Source organism: Stutzerimonas chloritidismutans (assembly GCF_020783375.1).
Classification (GTDB): Bacteria; Pseudomonadota; Gammaproteobacteria; order Pseudomonadales; family Pseudomonadaceae; genus Stutzerimonas; species Stutzerimonas kunmingensis.
On record NZ_CP086067.1, the window covers coordinates 3,414,249 to 3,431,465 of the forward strand.

The following is a 17,217-nucleotide window of genomic DNA, read 5'->3' on the forward strand; positions in this document are numbered from 1 at the left end:
TGCGTTTCCTTAGAAATAACCCTGGCGTTTCTTTTCTTCCATCGAGCCGGTGGCGTCATGGTCGATGACGCGCCCCTGGCGCTCGGAAGTGCGGGTCAGGAGCATCTCCTGGATGATTTCCGGCAGGCTGGTCGCGGTCGACTCGACCGCACCGGTGAGCGGGTAGCAGCCGAGGGTGCGGAAGCGGACCATGCGTTTTTCGATGCGCCCTTTTTCCTCTTCAGTGAGGTGCTCGAGAATCCGCTCATCGTCGATCATGATCAGGGTGCCGTTCTTCTCGATGACTTCCCGCTCGGCAGCGAAGTACAGCGGCACGATCGGGATCTGCTCGAGGTAGATGTATTGCCAGATGTCCAACTCAGTCCAGTTGGAGAGCGGGAACACGCGGATCGACTCGCCCTTCTTGACCTTGCCGTTGTAGAGATTCCACAGCTCAGGGCGCTGGTTCTTAGGATCCCAGCGGTGCTTGCTGTCACGGAAGGAGTAGACACGTTCCTTGGCGCGGGATTTTTCCTCGTCGCGACGGGCACCACCGAAGGCAGCGTCGAAGCCGTACTTGTCCAGCGCCTGCTTGAGTCCTTCGGTCTTCATGACGTCGGTGTGCTTGGCACTGCCATACGTGAAGGGATTCATGTCCTGCGCCACACCGTCGGGGTTGATGTGGGTGATCAGCTCAAGGCCCATCTCCTCGACCATCTTGGTGCGGAAGCTGTACATCTCCTGGAACTTCCAGCGGGTGTCGACATGCAGCACCGGGAACGGCAGCTTGCCAGGGAAGAAGGCCTTGCGCGCCAGGTGCAGCATTACGGCCGAATCTTTGCCGATGGAATACAGCATCACCGGGTTGCCGAACTCTGCAGCGACCTCACGAATGATATGGATGCTTTCCGCCTCCAGCTGTTTCAGATGCGTCAGTTTGTCGACCATGGCTACTCACGATTTGGCAGATGGACGGCCGGCCGGCCGTGGAATGCGCGCAACTCTAACACGACCTTCAATTCTAATCAGGCCGCCTTTTAGACCTAAAAGCTATAGATTTATATCGACTCTCCGCCGTGCCACGGGACCGTGAAATGGGGGATCCACGACTCACTGCGCTTGTAGAGCAAGCTTTACGCGGGGTTTGGGCAATCAATGAATTGGTGCTCGATGCCGAAGCGGCTTGCCAGGTACTCACCCAGCGCACGGACCCCATAGCGCTCTGTCGCGTGATGGCCGGCAGCGAAGAAGCTCAGGCCATTTTCACGCGCGATATGTGCCGTGGGTTCGGAGATTTCACCGGTGATATAGGCGTCTACTCCGGCCGCCACAGCCTGATCGATATAGCCTTGGGCACCACCGGTACACCAGGCGACACGCCGAATCGGGCGGTCGCCGGCGACCATCAGCGGCTCCCGTCCAAGCACGTCATGGATCCGACGCATGAACTCAGCCGGCGCCAGCGGTTTCTCAAGGGAGCCCACCAGCCCCACCGAGCGCGGATTGCCCGGCTCCAGCGGACCGTCGGAGCGAAGACCGAGCAATACGCCCAATCGGGCATTGTTGCCGACCTCAGGATGCACATCGAGTGGCAGGTGGTACGCCAGCAGGCTGATGTCATTGCTCAGCAAGGTTTTCAGGCGGCGCTGCTTCATACCGACGACACGAGCATCCTCGTTCTTCCAGAAATAGCCATGATGGACCAGGACCACATCGGCGCCTGCCTCGACTGCCGCATCCAGCAATGCCTGGCTGGCCGTCACACCACTGACGACCCGCGCGACCTGCGAGCACCCTTCGACCTGCAGGCCATTGGGGCAATAATCGGCAATCCTGGCGGCATCCAGATATCGATCTGCCTCCTGAACCAGAGCGGTGAGCGCAACAGTCATGGCAACCTCTTGGTAAATGCGATATGGCTCGATAGATTTCTAGTCGAACCCTCACGGCAAATCATGCACACATGAAGCTGCATTTCAGTTGGAGCTTCGTATAATGCCGCCACCTTAAGGGGCGCTCCCCGCGCCCGCAACTCTGTCCGGACCTCTGCGCGATGTTCAATGCCCTACGTTTTCTCGGCTGGCCGTTGCTGGTCGGCCTGCTCGTAGCACTGCTGATCATCCAGCGTTACCCGCAGCTGGTGGGTGTCAAGGAGCACGACATCGGTCTACAGCAGGCACCGCTGGTCGCCAGCGCACCGCAGCAGGGGCCCTACTCGTACGCCAACGCGGTCGCCACGGCTGCACCAGCAGTCGCCAACCTCTACACCACCAAGGTCATTGAAAAGACCGAGCAGCAACCGCTATCCAAAGACCCGCTGTTTCAACGCTTCTTCAGTGATAACCTGCCCAGGCAGCGGCGCATGGAGTCGAGCCTCGGTTCTGCGGTGATCATGAGTTCCGAAGGCTATCTGCTGACCAACAATCATGTAACTGCCAACGCAGAGCAGATTGTGGTAGCCCTCAAGGACGGCCGCGAAACGCTGGCCCGGGTGATTGGCAGCGATCCCGAGACCGACCTTGCCGTGCTGAAGATCGACCTCGCAGACCTGCCGGCCATCACGCTCGGCCATTCCGATCGCATACGCGTGGGCGACGTCACCCTGGCGATCGGCAATCCCTTCGGTGTTGGCCAGACGGTCACCATGGGCATCATCAGCGCCACCGGTCGCAACCAGTTGGGCCTGAATACCTATGAGGATTTCATCCAGACAGACGCTGCAATCAACCGCGGCAACTCGGGCGGCGCGCTGGTGGATGCCGGCGGCAACCTGATCGGCATCAATACCGCCATCATTTCCGAGTCTGGCGGTTCCCAGGGCATCGGTTTTGCGATTCCGGTAAAGCTGGCACTGGAAGTGATGAAGTCGATCATCGAGCACGGCCAGGTTATCCGTGGCTGGCTGGGCGTGGAGGTGCAGTCGCTGACCCAGGAGCTTGCCGAGTCCTTTGGTCAGGAAGGACGACCGGGAATCGTGGTGGCGGGTGTCTACCGCGACGGCCCGGCGGCACGCGCCGGGCTTCAGCCAGGCGACCTGATCCTGAGCATCGACGGGGTGCAGTCGGCCGACGGACGCAGCTCGATGAATCAGGTCGCCCGCGCGCGCCCAGGCGAGAACATCGACATCGATATCCTGCGCAATGGCAAGCCACTGACCCTTACCGCCGAAGTTGGCATGCGACCACCGGTGAACGCGGCGCCGAAATAGCGATGATGCTCCTGCCAAAAGAGGGAAATGCCGCAACATGCTGCGCCCCTTCCACCGCCAGGTCGGCAAGGGCAGGCAGTAAGCCTGCCTGAACCAGACTCAGCGTCAGCCGAGCGCAGCCAACAGCGCCTGATTCTGCTCCGGCGTACCGATGGTGATACGCAGAAACTGCTCGATACGTGGCTGCTTGAAGTGCCGTACGATCACGCCCTGCTCGCGCAGGTTCGCAGCTATCGCTGCCGCATCACGCTGCCGATGACGCGCGAAGATAAAGTTCGCCGCCGACGGCAGCACCTCGAAACCCAGCCTCTGCATCGCCGTCACCACCGCCTCGCGACTGTCGATGACCTGCTGACAGGTCTGCTGGAAATAGGCGCGATCCTCGAACGCCGCCGCGGCGCCGGCGATGGCGATACGGTCCAGCGGGTAGGAATTGAAGCTGTTCTTGATCCGCTCCAGCGCCTCGATCAGATCCGGATGGCCGACTGCCAGACCCACACGAAGGCCGGCCAGCGAACGCGACTTGGAGAGCGTCTGCGTCACCAGCAGATTCGGATAACGGTCCACCAATGCGATGGCAGACTCACCGCCGAAATCCACATAGGCCTCATCGACCAGCACTACGGATTCAGTGTTCGCCTGCAATAGCTGCTCGATCGCCTGAAGTGGAAGCAGGCAGCCAGTCGGCGCATTCGGGTTGGGAAAGATGATGCCGCCGTTCGGTCGGTTGTAATCGGCCACATCGATCTGGAACTGTTCATCGAGCGCGACGGTTTCGTAGGCGATGCCATACAGCCCACAATACACCGGGTAGAAGCTGTAGCTGATATCAGGGAACAGCAGCGGGCGGTCATGCTGGAACAAACCATGAAAGGCATGGGCTAGCACTTCGTCCGAGCCATTGCCGACGAAGACCTGAGCTGGGCACACACCGTAATATTCGGCCACGGCGTGCTTCAGCCGCTCGCCGTTCGGGTCCGGATACAGCCGCAAACCGTCGTTGAGCTCGGCCTGCATCGCGGCGATCGCACGTGGCGATGGGCCATAGGGGTTCTCGTTGGTGTTGAGCTTGACCAGCTTGCTCAGCTTGGGCTGCTCACCCGGCACATAGGGCACCAGGTCCTTGACGAAGGGGCTCCAGAATTTGCTCATCTGCCCTTCTCTCCTCGAAAGTGATCGGTTGGTCGTGAGGCGATAGTTCAAAACGCGTTGCCGAGTGGCGACGGCGAACGGGCATGAGCCAGTCCGTGCCGGCCGCCCAGCGTCAGCTCTTGATGCGGTACTCGGCGCTGCGCGCATGCGCCGTCAGCGATTCGCCGCGCGCCAGCACCGACGCCACCTTGCCCAACGTCGAGGCACCCTCGGCCGAGCAATTGATGATCGACGAGCGCTTCTGGAAGTCATACACACCCAGCGGCGAGGAGAAGCGCGCCGTGCCCGAGGTCGGCAGCACGTGGTTCGGGCCAGCGCAGTAATCGCCCAGCGCCTCGGCGGTGTAACGCCCCATGAAGATCGCGCCGGCATGCCGAATCTGCGGCAGCCATTGCTCCGGCTCGGCGACCGAAAGCTCCAGGTGCTCAGGCGCGATACGGTTGGCGACATCGATCGCCTGCTGCATGTCGGCCACCTGAATCAGCGCACCACGGCCTTCGATGGAGGTACGGGCGATATCGGCACGCTCCAGTGTCGGCAGCAGGCGGGCGATGCTTTCGGCGACGCGATCAAGGAAGACGGCATCCGGGCTGACCAGAATCGACTGGGCATCCTCGTCATGCTCGGCCTGGGAGAACAGGTCCATGGCGATCCAGTCCGGGTCGGTCTGGCCGTCGCAGACCACCAGGATTTCCGACGGGCCGGCGATCATGTCGATGCCGACCTTGCCGAACACATGGCGTTTGGCGGTAGCCACATAGATGTTTCCGGGGCCGACGATCTTGTCCACTGGAGGCACGCTCTCGGTGCCGTAGGCCAGCGCCGCGACTGCCTGAGCGCCACCGATGGTGAAGACCCGATCGACGCCGGCAATGCAGGCCGCCGCGAGCACCAACTCATTGAGCTCGCCACGCGGGGTAGGCACGACCATGACCACTTCCGGCACACCAGCAACCTTGGCCGGAATGGCGTTCATCAGCACCGACGATGGATAGGATGCCTTGCCGCCCGGCACGTAGAGACCGGCGCGGTCCAGCGGGGTGACTTTCTGCCCCAGCACCGTGCCGTCGGCTTCGGTATAGGTCCAGGAGTCCTGTTTCTGCCGCTCGTGATAGCTGCGCACCCGCTCGGCAGCAATTTCGAGGGCCTCGCGCTGTTCCGGGGTAATCCGCTCGAGGGCCTGCTCCAGACGTGCGCGTGGCAGGATCAGATCAGCCATGGAGGCGACCTGTAGTCCATCGAAGCGCTGGGTCAGCTCGACCAGCGCAGCATCGCCGCGCTCGCGTACAGCCTTGATGATCTCCAGCACTCGCTCGTTTACGCCATCGTCGGAAACGCTTTCCCAGCTCAACAGATGATCCAGATGACGTGCGAAGTCGGCATCGGCAGCGTTGAGTCGACGGATGGCGGAGGGAGCGGTCATAGCGGGCCTCATGGTTGGCTAGGCATCGGAAGCGGCCTGCTTCATTGCAATGGCACGAAGCGCAGGCCGGGCTCTCAGGCGCCGCTAGAATATCAAGCCCACCGTGCGGGCACCTGAGAATTTCAGCTATGGCACGGATAGGCAGGCGCGGCGGGGACCGCGAAACGCATCAATGCTGATGCTGCTGAACCGCGGCATGCAGGGTATCGATCAGCGCTTGGATGCGCGCATGCTGCATCTTCATCGAAGCCTTGTTCACCACCAGCCGCGAACTGATGTGTGCGATCAGTTCCTGGGGCTCCAGGCCATTGGCACGCAGGGTGTTGCCGGTGTCGACGACGTCGATGATCTTATCCGCCAGCCCCACCAGCGGCGCCAGCTCCATCGAGCCGTACAGCTTGATGATGTCGACCTGGCGGCCCTGCTCGGCGTAGTAGCGCTTGGCGACATTCACGAACTTGGTCGCCACGCGCAGGCGGCCCTTGGGCTCCGGCGCACCGACCTTGCCGGCGGTCATCAACTTGCAGTTGGCGATGCGCAGATCGAGTGGCTCGTACAGCCCCTGGCCGCCGTACTCCATCAGCACATCCTTGCCGGCGACGCCGAGATCGGCCGCACCATGCTCGACGTAGGTGGGCACGTCGGTAGCGCGGACGATCAGCAGACGCACATCATCCTGAGTGGTCGGGATGATCAGCTTGCGGCTCTTGTCCGGGTTCTCGGTGGGCACGATGCCAGCTGCGGCGAGCAGCGGCAGGGTATCGTCGAGGATGCGGCCTTTGGACAGGGCGATGGTAAGCATGGAGCACATTTCCTTTGGAACCTCGGGTGGGCCCTCGCTAGTCAAGGGCCCGCTAGCCATCCGTCTCGCGAAAACCTAGCCCGGCACGCGGCGAATCTTCGCGCCCAGCAGCTGCAGCTTCTCTTCGATGCACTCGTAGCCACGATCAATGTGGTAGATGCGATCGATCAGCGTATCGCCCTCGGCAACCAGGCCGGCGATGACCAGGCTTGCCGACGCGCGCAGATCGGTCGCCATGACCGGCGCACCTTTGAGACGCTCGACGCCGGTGACAATGGCGGTATTGCCTTCGACCAGAATCTGCGAGCCCATGCGGTTCATCTCGTAGACGTGCATGAAGCGATTCTCGAAAACGGTCTCGATCACCGTGCCGGTGCCTTCGGCAATGGCGTTCAGCGCAATGAACTGCGCCTGCATGTCGGTCGGAAACGCGGGGTATGGCGCAGTCCGCACGTTGACTGCCTTTGGCCGCTTGCCCTTCATGTCCAACTCGATCCAGTCGGCACCGGTGTCGATATGCGCGCCAGCCTCAACCAGCTTGTGCAGCACAGCTTCGAGCAGCGTTGCGTCGGTATCCTTCAAGCGAACACGGCCACCAGTGGCAGCCGCCGCGACCAGATAGGTCCCGGTTTCAATACGGTCGGGCATCACGCTGTAACGACCACCGCCAAGACGTTTGACCCCATCGATGGTGATGGTGTCGGTGCCGGCACCGGAAACCTTAGCACCCATGGAGTTGAGGAAGTTGGCCAGGTCAACCACCTCGGGCTCACGCGCGGCGTTTTCCAGCACGCTGCGGCCGTTGGCCAGCGCGGCGGCCATCATGATGTTTTCGGTACCGGTCACACTTACCGTATCGAAGAAGAAATGCGCACCACGCAATCCACCGGCAGGCGCCTTGGCCTTGATGTAGCCACCTTCGACGTCAATGTGCGCGCCCATGGCTTCGAGACCACGGATGTGCAGATCGACCGGCCGCGAGCCAATGGCGCAACCGCCGGGCAAGGCAACTTCGGCTTCGCCAAAACGCGCGACCATCGGGCCGAGCACCAGGATCGAGGCGCGCATGGTCTTCACCAGCTCATAGGGCGCAACCAGCGTCTTGATGCTGCTGGCGTCCACTTCGACACTGAGCTTTTCGTCGATGACCGGCTGCACGCCCATGCGACCGAACAGCTCGATCATCGTGGTGATGTCGTGCAGGTGCGGCAGGTTGCATACCGTGACAGGGGTGTCGGCCAGCAAGGTGGCGGCCAGAATCGGCAGGGCGGAGTTCTTCGCACCGGAAATGCGAATCTCGCCATCGAGGCGAATACCGCCGGTAATGATCAGTTTGTCCATGAGTATTCCCGTAAGCCGCAGGCTGTAAGCACTGCCGAAGGGGGCGGCGCAGTCAATTCGACGCGCTCTGCCTGGAATGAGTGGAGGTGCTGGCCGCCAGCGATCAGGCGCGCCCGGCCCAGTCGACGCGACTGAAGAACTTCATGGTGACGGCGTGAATGCTGCCATCTGCGATCCAGGGGTTGAGGTGGGCGTAGATCTGCTGCTGGCGTTTGACCGGGCTCAGACCGGCCAGCTCGTCACTGATCACGTTGAGCTGGAAGTTGCAGCCTTCGCCTTCCACTTCTACCTGGGCACCTGGAATCTTCTCTTCCAGGAAATTCTTCACTTCTTGGGCCTGCATGTTCAACCTCGATCGGCGCAGGACGCGCACGGGCCGATCATCATACAAAAAAGCCCGAAGGCTGCGAACCCCGAACCTCGCCGAACCAACGGAGATGTCTCAATCGAGCGTCTCGGCGCCTTGGTCACGGCTACGCGAATGGCGTGGCCGACCGCTATCGCTTTGCACGGCGGGAAAGCGTGAGGAGGCGAAGCGCACCACCAGAATCGCCAACGCCAGAAGCAGGATCGCACCCGATACGTAGACCACGCCCATGTCAGGACGATGGTGGTGGGAAACATCGGAGATCAACAGGCGGGTCAGCGCGGTAATCGCCACGTAGATCAGGAATCGCACCGGCATGTGGTTGGTCTTGAAATAGATCCCGACCATCGCACCCAGCTCCAGGTAGATGAACAGCAGCAGGATGTCATCGACCGTGATATGGCCCTTCTCGACCATGCCGAGAAAGGCCATGACCGCAGCCCAGGCCGTCACCGCGCCGATCGCAAACAGCGCCAGGTAGTGGAACGTCTCGACCAGCAGATTGCCCAGCGATTCGGCGAGCTCATGCACGCTATCGCGCAGCTCTTCCGCCCAGCGCAGTTTCATATGGCTATTCCTTTCAGACCCGGGATGCTTCCAGCGGCAGGATATCCAGCAAGCCGGACACCTTGGCAATCTTTTCCATATCGCCAGGTAACGCAGTGACGCGCAGTTCGACGCCGGCGGCCTTGGCATCGCGCATGAACGCAAGCAGGAGAGAAAGCCCGACACTGCTGGACCGCTCGACCGCCGAGCAATCCAGCATCAGTGCCGAGCGGCTGTCCGCGATCAGCGCTCGCCCGGCCTCGCGCAGCGCGGGCCCGCTGCTATAGTCGAGCACGCCAATCATGCGCAGTTCGCCTTCGGCACCACGTTCGATACGCGCCTCACTCATCGCCTGCGGCCTGCTGACCGGCCTCGGTGTCCTTGGTTCGCGCCACCACCTCGGCCCAACCATCGATGGTCTTGTCCAGATCGCCGCCGTTACGCTGCATGGAATCGGCGAACTGATCGCGGAACAGCTTGCCAATGTTAATGCCATTGATGATCACATTGCGCACCCGCCACTCGCCGGCGTTGACCATGGTGTAGGACACCGGGTAGATCTCGCCCTGGCGCCCTACCACCTCCATGCCGACACTGGTGCGCTTGTCATCCGCCTTGCCGCTCGACGGCAGCACGCGGATCTGCTGGTTGTTGTATTCCAGCAGGGCGTTGCCATAGAACTGCATCAGGCTGCGCTTGAAATTCTCCTGGAAGCGCGTCATCTGCTCGGGCGAGGCGTTGCGCGAATATTTGACGGTCATGATGCTGCGCGAGATGCCTTCGGCATCGACGACCGGGCCGAGAATCTCGTTCAGCGAGTCATAGAAAGCCGCCGGATCGTTGCGGTACTGCTCCTTGTTGGCCTTCAGATCGGCCAGCAACTCATCGGTGGTCTGCTGAATGATCTGGTGGGCTGTCAGCGCAGCGTGGGAGAACATGGGCAGAACGGCCAACAGAATCAGCAGGCCGCGGCGCAAGGCAGTCATCATGTGCATCTCCTTCAATCTTTGTTAACCGAGTTGAGCAGGAATTTGCCGATCAGATCCTCGAGCACCAGCGAGGACTGGGTGTCCTGAATGGTGTCGCCATCGGCGAGCAACTCCTCCTCACCGCCGACGCTGATGCCGATGTACTTCTCACCCAGCAGCCCTGCGGTAAGGATCGAAGCCGTCGAGTCGGCCGGCAGGATGTCGACATCCTGCTGGATTTCCAGCGTGACTCGTCCGGTGTAGCTGTCACGATCCAGGTCGATCGCGGTGACCTTGCCGATGGTCACGCCAGCCATGGTCACCTTGGATCGGACAGTCAATCCGGCAATATTGTCGAAATAGGCATACAGCTTGTAAGTGTCGGCATCAGTAACGCTCAGCCCGCTGACACGCAGTGACAGCAGCAGCAAGGCCAGCAGCCCGGCAAGCAGGAACAGCCCGACACCCATTTCCAGTGTGCGGATACGCATCAGAAATCTCCAAACATCAACGCGGTCAAAATGAAATCGAGGCCGAGCACCGCCAGCGAGGCGTAAACCACAGTCCGGGTGGTGGCACGGCTGATACCTTCGGAGGTCGGGTCGCAATCGTAGCCCTGGAACACGGCGATCCAGGTCACGACCAGCGCAAAGACGACGCTCTTGATAACGCCGTTGAGCACATCGGAACTGAAGTCGACGCTGTTCTGCATGTTGGCCCAAAACGAGCCTTCGTAGACACCGAGCCACTCCACCGCCACCATCGCTCCGCCCCAGATACCGACCACGTTGAAGATCAGCGTCAGCAGCGGCAGCGAGATGAAACCGGCCCAGAGGCGCGGCGCGATGATGTACTTGAGCGGATCGACTCCGATCATCTCCAGGCTCGAGAGCTGCTCGGTCGACTTCATGTTGCCTATCTCGGCCGCCAGAGCCGAGCCGGCACGCCCGGCGAACAGCAGCGCAGTAACCACCGGACCGAGCTCGCGCAACAGGGTCAGTGCGACCATCTGCCCAACCGCCTGCTCGGAGCCGTAGCTGCTGAGAATGTTGTAGCCCTGCAGCGCCAGCACCATGCCGATGAAGATGCCGGAGACAACTACAATCGCCAGTGACAGCACACCAACCGAATAGAGCTGCTTGACCAGCAGCGAAAAACCGTTACGCAGCCCGCTTCGCCCGAACAGCGCATGCACGAGAAATATCGTCGAGCGCCCCAGGGCTGCCAGCACATCCAGTCCGGCGCGACCGAGCAGGGCAATCCGATCCAACAACGAACGCTTACGCATCGGTGCCTCTCAGTAGATCGTCGGCATAGGCCGGTGCAGGAAAATGGAATGGCACCGGCCCGTCGGCTGCGCCCGTCATGAATTGCCTGATGCGCGGATTGTTCGACTCCATCAGCTCCGCCGGCGTGCCCTGGCCAAGCACCTGGGCATCGCCAACCACGTAGATGTAGTCGGCAATGGACGCGGTTTCGGCCAGATCGTGGGAGACCACGATACTGGTGATGCCCAGCGCGTCGTTGAGCAGGCGAATCAGCCGCACGAGAACGCCCATCGCAATCGGATCCTGTCCGGCGAAGGGTTCGTCATACATCAGAATCTGCGGATCCAGGGCAATCGCCCGCGCCAGCGCGACACGCCGCTTCATACCACCGGACAGCTCGTCGGGCATCAGCTCGATGGCGCCACGTAGCCCTACCGCTTCGAGCTTCATCAGCACGATGTCGCGGATCATCTCGTCTGGGAGCTTGGTATGCACCCGCAGCGGAAACGCAACGTTCTCGAACACGTCGAGATCGGTGAACAGTGCCCCGCTCTGGAACAGCACACCCATCTGCTTGCGCATGTCGAACAGCTCGCTGCGCGAGAGGCTCGGCAGATTGTTGCCCGCCACCCAGACTTCACCACGCGACGGCATCAGCTGCGCAGCGATCAGGCGCAGCAGCGTCGTCTTGCCACAACCGGACGGCCCCATGATGGCCGTAACCTTCCCTCGCGGTATGGCGATATCGACATCGTTGAAAATACTGCGCTCGCCTCGCTTGAAGGTCACTCCCTTCAGCTCGACGGCGAAGTCATTGCAGGCGCTCATCTGGTCTCCTTGCATGCAGTCTGCGAAACAGACGGCTCCCGATGACGCTGGGATACTTTCTGCCCTGACCGTTTTCGGCGGCGCACTATAGCATCGCGCCAGAGGCCGCCCAACCGATGAGCGTTTCGGCAGATGACGAGCGACGCCCCGTTCAGCTTCGGTTCAGCTCAGGCTGATCAAATTGAATGTGCCGACCCACAGTGATGTGCCGACATTTTCCATGAGCCCGCAACGGATTCTCGCTATAATCCCCGCCTTTTAATCGGACGACCTCGCCAGCCATGAGCCAGAGCAGCCAATTGATCGAAACCGCGCAACGCACCATCCGCCTGGAAATAGAAGCGGTTGAGCAGTTGAACGCACGTATCGATGCCGATTTCGTGCAGGCTTGCGAGCTGATCCTTGGCTGCAAGGGCCGAGTGGTCGTGGTTGGCATGGGCAAGTCCGGGCACGTCGGCCGCAAGATCGCCGCTACATTGGCCAGCACCGGCACCGCCGCCTTCTTCGTGCACCCTGCCGAAGCCAGCCATGGCGACATGGGCATGATCACTCAGGACGACGTGGTCCTCGCCCTTTCCAACTCCGGCACCACCAGCGAGATCGTCACCCTGCTACCGCTGATCAAGCGGCTCGGCATCACCCTGATCAGCATGACCGGCAACCCCAACTCGGTGCTGGCCAAGGCCGCTGCGGTGAATCTGGACGCCAGCGTCGCCATCGAAGCATGCCCGCTGAATCTCGCGCCGACCTCCTCCACCACTGCCAGCCTGGTGCTCGGCGATGCCCTGGCTATCGCGCTGCTCGAGGCTCGCGGGTTCACTGCTGAAGATTTCGCCTTCTCTCACCCGGGCGGCGCGCTGGGCCGCCGCCTGCTGTTGAAAGTCGAGCACGTCATGCATACCGGCGAGCGCTTGCCGAGGGTTCCGCGCGGCACATCGCTGCGCGACGCCCTGCTGGAAATGACGCAGAAGGGCCTGGGCATGACCGTCATCGTCGAAGCGGACGGACGACTCGCCGGTATCTTCACCGACGGCGACCTGCGCCGTGCCCTGGACAAGGGAGTCGACGTTCGCCAGACGCGCATCGACGAGATCATGACCGTGCACGGCAAGACCGCCCATGCCGAGATGCTCGCCGCCGAGGCTCTGAAGATCATGGAAGACCACAAGATCAGTTCGCTGGTAGTCGTCGATGACCAGGAGTTGCCAATTGGTGCGCTGAACATGCACGACCTCCTGCGCGCGGGGGTGATGTAATGCACGAACACCTGCTGCAACGCGCCCGCGACATTCGCCTGGCGATCTTCGACGTCGATGGTGTGCTCACCGATGGCCGCCTTTATTTCCTGACCGACGGCAGCGAGTTCAAGACGTTCAACACACTGGACGGCCACGGCATCAAGATGCTGATCAACTCCGGCGTGCGTACCGCGATCATCAGCGGGCGCAAGACGCCCGTGGTAGAGCGTCGAGCGCAGAACCTCGGTATCCAGCACCTTTATCAGGGGCGCGAGGACAAGCTGGTCGTGCTCGACGAACTGCTGACCGAACTTGGCCTGAGCTACTCTGAAGTAGCCTATCTCGGTGACGACCTGCCTGATCTGCCGGTGATACGCCGCGTAGGCCTCGGCATGGCCGTGGCCAGCGCCGACACCTTCGTTCGTGAACATGCCCATGGCGTTACCCTGGCCCGCGGTGGCGAGGGTGCGGCACGCGAGTTCTGCGAACTGATCATGCGCGCGCAGGGCACCCTGGCCGCCGCGCAAAACGCATATCTGTAGGGGTCTGCATGCTTCGCAAAATGCGCTTCGCTGTCCTGCTGACGCTGATCGCCGCCCTGCTGGTGGCGGTCGGCTACTGGAACATCCGGCCGGAAAGCTTCATGCAGGAGCCGTCCGTCGCCAGTGGCGCAACGCCTGATGTCGACTTCTATGTGATCAATTCCCGCACGGTGCAATATCAGCCCGACGGCAAGCGCAACTACGAACTGACCGCAGACAAGCTCGAGCACATCAAGGCGAGCGACATCAGCCTGCTGACCAAACCGGATCTGCTGTCCTATCGCGGCACCGAACTGCCGTGGCACGTGCGTAGTGAGCGCGGCGAAGTATCGGCCGAAGGCGACGAGGTGCTGCTGATCGATCAGGTCAAGGTCGAGCGCACCGACGCCAAGGGGCGCCCGACGATCCTCACCACCAGCCGCCTGACGGTGTGGCCGGAGAAGGATTATGCCGAGACAAACCAAGCCGTTAGAATCGAGGCCGCCAATGGCGTGACCACGGCAACCGGCATGAAAGCGTACATGGATGACGGCAGGATGCTCCTGCTGTCCAACGTAAGAGGCCAGCATGAGCTGCGTTAAGACTCTCCCCCTCCTGCTCGGTTTGAGCGCATTCTGGCTTGGCGCCAGCGCCTGGGCGCTTCCCGAGGATCGTGAACAGCCAATCCGCGTTCAAGCCGACACCGCCGAACTGGACGACCGACAGGGCGTGGCGGTCTACCGCGGCGACGTGGTCATCACCCAGGGCACGATGAAGATCACCGGCGACACGGTGACCATTACCCAGGATGACAACGGCGACGTCGAAGTCTTCACCTCCATCGGCAAGCCGGCCTACTACGAGCAGAAGCCTGCGGTGGACAAGGAGATCGTCAAAGCCTACGGCCTGACCATCCAGTATTTCGCCGCCAACGAGCGAATCGTGCTCATCGATCAGGCCAAGGTCGTTCAGGAAGGCAACACCTTCGAAGGCGAGAAGATCGTCTATGACACCCGTCGGCAGATCGTCAACGCCGGTCGCGCCACCAATGCCGATGTCACCACGCCGCGCCCGCGCGTGGACATGGTGATCCAGCCGCGCAAAAACGGCCAGGCTGCGGAGCAGCCCGAGTAATGGCCGTTCTCAAAGCCCAGCATCTGGCCAAGAGCTACAAGAGCCGGCAGGTCGTGCGCGATGTCAGCCTGTCCATTGAAAGCGGGCAGATCGTCGGCCTGCTCGGCCCCAACGGCGCAGGCAAGACCACCTGCTTTTACATGATCGTCGGCCTGGTGAATGCCGACCAGGGCCGCGTGCTGATCGATCAGGACGACGTCACCCACCTGCCGATGCACGGGCGCGCACGGGCCGGCATTGGCTACCTGCCACAGGAGGCCTCGATCTTTCGCAAGCTCTCGGTCGCCGACAACATCATGGCCATTCTCGAGACCCGCAAGGATCTGGACCGCAACGGCCGTCAGCAGGCGTTGGAAGGCCTACTGCAGGAATTCCATATAAACCATATCCGCGACAGCCTCGGCATGAGCCTCTCTGGTGGTGAAAGACGCCGGGTGGAGATTGCCCGCGCACTGGCCACCGCACCGAAGTTCATCCTGCTTGATGAACCCTTCGCCGGTGTGGACCCGATTTCGGTGGGCGATATCAAGCAGATCATCCATCACCTCAAGGCCAAGGGCATCGGCGTGCTGATCACCGATCACAACGTCCGCGAGACACTGGATATCTGCGAGACGGCCTACATCGTCAACGACGGGCAACTGATTGCCGAGGGCGATGCGCAGACCATCCTGAGCAATCAGCTGGTCAAGGAAGTCTATCTGGGCCACGAATTCCGCCTGTAAGGCGGAATTTTTGCTCGGCTCGGCAAATCGGCTCTAGGCAAAGGCTTCATCGGCAGGCATATAATTTGCTTTCTGCCGGCGCCCCGCGCACGGCATGTCGGAATGGGCGCGGTTGCGCCGGCATAAAAGGTTCGAAGTCCTCTGCCATGAAACCATCGCTAGTCCTGAAGATGGGCCAGCAGCTGACGATGACACCGCAGCTGCAACAGGCCATACGGCTCCTCCAGCTATCCACCCTCGATCTGCAACAGGAGATCCAGGAGGCGCTGGACTCCAACCCCATGCTCGAACGCGAAGAAGACGGAGACGACTTCGACAGCTCCGACCCTATGGCCGAGGCCGCTGAACGGCCAGGCGACACCGTCACCGAGAAAAGCAGCAGCCAGGAAAGCACCTACGAGGGGCCCTCTCATAGCAGTGACAGCCTGGACGACAGCGACGGCGACTGGGGCGAGCGGATTCCCAGCGAGCTTCCGGTCGACACCGCCTGGGAAGACATCTACCAGACCAGCGCCAGCAGCCTGCCCAGCAACGATGACGACGAGTGGGATTTCACCAGCCGGACATCGAGCGGCATAAGCCTGCAGAGCCATCTGCTGTGGCAGCTCAACCTCGCGCCAATGAGCGACACCGACCGGCTGATCGCGACCACCCTCATCGACTGCATCAATGAACAGGGTTATCTCGAAGAGACGCTGCAGGAAATCGTCGACTCGTTCGATCCCGAGCTGGAAATCGAACTCGACGAGGTCGAGGTCGTTCTGCGTCGTATCCAGCAATTCGAACCGGCCGGCATCGGCGCACGTGATCTGCGTGAGTGTCTGCTGTTGCAGCTGCGCCAACTGCCCGACCGCACACCATGGCTGAGCGAAGCGAAGCGTCTGGTCAGCGACTATCTGGACATCCTCGGCAGCCGGGATTACAGCCTGCTGATGCGGCGAATGAAGATCAAGGAAGACGATCTGCGCCAGGTCATCGAACTGATCCAGAGCCTGAACCCGCGCCCGGGGTCGCAGATCGAGGCGAGCGAACCGGAATACGTGGTGCCCGACGTGATCGTGCGCAAGCACAATGATCGCTGGCTGGTCGAGCTGAATCAGGAAGCCATGCCGCGCCTTCGCGTCAACGCGCAATACGCCGGCTTCGTCAAACGCGCCGACTCCAGCGCGGACAACACCTTCATGCGCAACCAGCTGCAGGAAGCGCGCTGGTTCATCAAGAGCCTGCTCAGCCGCAACGAGACCCTGATGAAGGTGGCGACTCAGATCGTCGAACACCAGCGCGCCTTCCTCGAGCATGGTGACGAGGCGATGAAGCCTCTGGTACTGCACGACATCGCCGAGGCGGTGGGCATGCATGAGTCGACCATCTCCCGCGTGACCACGCAGAAATACATGCACACGCCACGCGGCATCTACGAACTCAAATACTTCTTCTCCAGCCACGTCAGCACGGCGGAAGGCGGCGAATGTTCGTCCACCGCGATCCGCGCGATCATCAAGAAACTGGTCGCCGCGGAAAACCAGAAAAAGCCGTTGAGCGACAGCAAGATCGCTGGTTTACTGGAAGCGCAGGGCATCCAGGTGGCCCGCCGCACAGTTGCGAAGTACCGCGAGTCGCTCGGTATCGCACCATCCAGCGAGCGCAAACGTCTACTGTGATCGGCCCCTGGTCGAACTGTCCCGGCGGCAGGCCCACCAACCTGCTCTTCGTACAA

General features: G+C 61.5%; 20 protein-coding genes. 7 read left to right on the forward strand and 13 right to left on the reverse strand.

The window, feature by feature from the left end:
* Positions 1 to 9 precede the first annotated feature (9 nt).
* Both cysD and LLJ08_RS15930 read right to left on the reverse strand, forming a co-directional pair.
* On the reverse strand, positions 10 to 927 hold the full coding sequence (cysD, locus tag LLJ08_RS15925; protein WP_228207447.1) for a sulfate adenylyltransferase subunit CysD: 918 nt from the start codon (positions 925 to 927) through the stop codon (positions 10 to 12).
* 185 nt (positions 928 to 1,112) lie between these two features.
* A complete protein-coding gene (locus LLJ08_RS15930; protein WP_228207448.1) occupies positions 1,113 to 1,871 on the reverse strand; it encodes a Nif3-like dinuclear metal center hexameric protein in 759 nt (252 codons plus the stop codon).
* 161 nt (positions 1,872 to 2,032) lie between these two features.
* Between LLJ08_RS15930 and algW the strand changes: the two genes are divergently transcribed.
* The gene (gene algW / locus LLJ08_RS15935) at positions 2,033 to 3,187 is read left to right on the forward strand and encodes a Do family serine endopeptidase AlgW (RefSeq protein ID WP_014821372.1); all 1,155 of its coding nucleotides are present in this window, start codon (positions 2,033 to 2,035) and stop codon (positions 3,185 to 3,187) included.
* 105 nt (positions 3,188 to 3,292) lie between these two features.
* On the opposite strand, the gene hisC is transcribed toward algW, so the two are convergent.
* The 11 genes from hisC to LLJ08_RS15990 all read right to left on the reverse strand — a co-directional run bounded on the left by hisC (position 3,293) and on the right by LLJ08_RS15990 (position 11,882).
* A complete protein-coding gene (hisC, locus tag LLJ08_RS15940) occupies positions 3,293 to 4,339 on the reverse strand; it encodes a histidinol-phosphate transaminase (RefSeq protein WP_102832005.1) in 1,047 nt (348 codons plus the stop codon).
* A 112-nt stretch (positions 4,340 to 4,451) separates the two neighbouring features.
* Positions 4,452 to 5,762 carry a histidinol dehydrogenase gene (hisD, locus tag LLJ08_RS15945; RefSeq protein ID WP_200650228.1) on the reverse strand — a complete coding sequence of 437 codons (1,311 nt, stop codon included), beginning with the start codon at positions 5,760 to 5,762 and terminating at the stop codon, positions 4,452 to 4,454.
* A gap of 169 nt (positions 5,763 to 5,931) precedes the next feature.
* The gene (hisG, locus tag LLJ08_RS15950) at positions 5,932 to 6,564 is read right to left on the reverse strand and encodes an ATP phosphoribosyltransferase (RefSeq protein WP_045666718.1); all 633 of its coding nucleotides are present in this window, start codon (positions 6,562 to 6,564) and stop codon (positions 5,932 to 5,934) included.
* 75 nt (positions 6,565 to 6,639) lie between these two features.
* On the reverse strand, positions 6,640 to 7,905 hold the full coding sequence (murA, locus tag LLJ08_RS15955) for a UDP-N-acetylglucosamine 1-carboxyvinyltransferase (protein ID WP_003302824.1): 1,266 nt from the start codon (positions 7,903 to 7,905) through the stop codon (positions 6,640 to 6,642).
* Positions 7,906 to 8,008: 103 nt separating this feature from the next.
* Positions 8,009 to 8,248 (reverse strand): BolA family protein, encoded by a 240-nt coding sequence (locus LLJ08_RS15960; protein ID WP_003302826.1) that lies wholly within the window; start codon positions 8,246 to 8,248, stop codon positions 8,009 to 8,011.
* A gap of 99 nt (positions 8,249 to 8,347) precedes the next feature.
* Positions 8,348 to 8,839: a phosphate-starvation-inducible protein PsiE gene (locus LLJ08_RS15965; protein ID WP_003302828.1), complete on the reverse strand. Its 492-nt coding sequence runs from the start codon at positions 8,837 to 8,839 to the stop codon at positions 8,348 to 8,350.
* A gap of 13 nt (positions 8,840 to 8,852) precedes the next feature.
* Positions 8,853 to 9,167 (reverse strand): STAS domain-containing protein, encoded by a 315-nt coding sequence (locus LLJ08_RS15970; protein ID WP_045666719.1) that lies wholly within the window; start codon positions 9,165 to 9,167, stop codon positions 8,853 to 8,855.
* The gene (locus tag LLJ08_RS15975; RefSeq protein ID WP_228207449.1) at positions 9,160 to 9,807 is read right to left on the reverse strand and encodes an MlaC/ttg2D family ABC transporter substrate-binding protein; all 648 of its coding nucleotides are present in this window, start codon (positions 9,805 to 9,807) and stop codon (positions 9,160 to 9,162) included. Before LLJ08_RS15975 ends, LLJ08_RS15970 begins: the two co-directional genes overlap by 8 nt.
* A gap of 11 nt (positions 9,808 to 9,818) precedes the next feature.
* Entirely contained in the window at positions 9,819 to 10,277 is a 459-nt protein-coding gene (gene mlaD, locus LLJ08_RS15980) for an outer membrane lipid asymmetry maintenance protein MlaD (protein ID WP_014821378.1), read from the reverse strand.
* Positions 10,277 to 11,074 carry a lipid asymmetry maintenance ABC transporter permease subunit MlaE gene (gene mlaE, locus LLJ08_RS15985; RefSeq protein WP_003302833.1) on the reverse strand — a complete coding sequence of 266 codons (798 nt, stop codon included), beginning with the start codon at positions 11,072 to 11,074 and terminating at the stop codon, positions 10,277 to 10,279. The genes mlaD and mlaE overlap by 1 nt, the downstream gene beginning before the upstream one ends.
* Positions 11,067 to 11,882, reverse strand: coding sequence for an ATP-binding cassette domain-containing protein (locus LLJ08_RS15990; protein ID WP_014821380.1), 816 nt, complete (start codon positions 11,880 to 11,882; stop codon positions 11,067 to 11,069). The genes mlaE and LLJ08_RS15990 overlap by 8 nt, the downstream gene beginning before the upstream one ends.
* A 281-nt stretch (positions 11,883 to 12,163) precedes the next feature.
* Between LLJ08_RS15990 and LLJ08_RS15995 the strand changes: the two genes are divergently transcribed.
* The 6 genes from LLJ08_RS15995 to LLJ08_RS16020 all read left to right on the forward strand — a co-directional run bounded on the left by LLJ08_RS15995 (position 12,164) and on the right by LLJ08_RS16020 (position 17,161).
* Positions 12,164 to 13,138: a KpsF/GutQ family sugar-phosphate isomerase gene (locus LLJ08_RS15995; RefSeq protein ID WP_023445913.1), complete on the forward strand. Its 975-nt coding sequence runs from the start codon at positions 12,164 to 12,166 to the stop codon at positions 13,136 to 13,138.
* The gene (locus LLJ08_RS16000) at positions 13,138 to 13,662 is read left to right on the forward strand and encodes a KdsC family phosphatase (protein ID WP_045666720.1); all 525 of its coding nucleotides are present in this window, start codon (positions 13,138 to 13,140) and stop codon (positions 13,660 to 13,662) included. Before LLJ08_RS15995 ends, LLJ08_RS16000 begins: the two co-directional genes overlap by 1 nt.
* Before the next feature lie 8 nt (positions 13,663 to 13,670).
* Positions 13,671 to 14,243, forward strand: coding sequence for an LPS export ABC transporter periplasmic protein LptC (lptC, locus tag LLJ08_RS16005; RefSeq protein WP_003302839.1), 573 nt, complete (start codon positions 13,671 to 13,673; stop codon positions 14,241 to 14,243).
* Complete coding sequence (gene lptA, locus LLJ08_RS16010; protein ID WP_003302840.1) at positions 14,230 to 14,775, forward strand: lipopolysaccharide transport periplasmic protein LptA; 546 nt, start codon at positions 14,230 to 14,232, stop codon at positions 14,773 to 14,775. The genes lptC and lptA overlap by 14 nt, the downstream gene beginning before the upstream one ends.
* Complete coding sequence (gene lptB / locus LLJ08_RS16015) at positions 14,775 to 15,500, forward strand: LPS export ABC transporter ATP-binding protein (protein ID WP_003302842.1); 726 nt, start codon at positions 14,775 to 14,777, stop codon at positions 15,498 to 15,500. The genes lptA and lptB overlap by 1 nt, the downstream gene beginning before the upstream one ends.
* A 146-nt stretch (positions 15,501 to 15,646) precedes the next feature.
* Positions 15,647 to 17,161: an RNA polymerase factor sigma-54 gene (locus LLJ08_RS16020; protein WP_228207450.1), complete on the forward strand. Its 1,515-nt coding sequence runs from the start codon at positions 15,647 to 15,649 to the stop codon at positions 17,159 to 17,161.
* The last annotated feature ends 56 nt before the right edge of the window (positions 17,162 to 17,217 follow it).